The organism is Streptomyces sp. BE20, from assembly GCF_036322525.1.
Classification (GTDB): Bacteria; Actinomycetota; Actinomycetes; order Streptomycetales; family Streptomycetaceae; genus Kitasatospora.
The window spans coordinates 1-538 of the sequence record NZ_JAQYWW010000881.1; the positions used below are offsets into that span (position 1 = coordinate 1).

Annotated in this window: 1 protein-coding gene; it reads left to right on the plus strand. The window is 68.6% G+C overall.

The features are described from left to right. Positions 1–256: 256 nt before the first annotated feature. A partial coding sequence (locus tag PUR61_RS19120) for an IS110 family transposase (RefSeq protein WP_329880170.1) occupies positions 257–538 on the plus strand: 282 nt, incomplete at its 3' end.

The window sequence follows — 538 nt, forward strand, 5'->3', positions numbered from 1 at the left end:
ATGTTTTTCGCGGTCCTGCAAGAGGGCCGCTGGCCTCCGGGCCCCGGCATGACTGTGTCCCCCTGTCGAAGAGATGACCTGGGGGGTGGTGTCACCGGGCCCGGAGGTGTCGTCGGAGACGCTGATGAGAGGTCCGGCCACCGCCCGGTCCGGCGCAATGCCGGACGGCCCGCGGGCGGCAGGTCTGCATAACGTGGATGCGCGCGTACGACACCACCGCCGAGGCCGGCCCGTCCGACTCCCCTGGAAGGGTGCGATGTTCGACACCGAAGACGTGGGCGTGTTCCTCGGCCTGGACGTCGGCAAGACCGCTCACCACGGCCACGGCCTGACCCCCGCAGGCAAGAAGGTCTTCGACAAACCGCTGCCCAACAGCGAGCCGAAACTGCGGGCCGTCTTCGAGAAACTGACCGCGAAATTCGGCACCGTCCTGGTGATCGTGGACCAACCCGCCTCCATCGGCGCCCTGCCCCTGACCGTCGCCCGCGACGCCGGCTGCCAAGTCGCCTACCTTCCAGGCCTCGCCATGCGACGAATC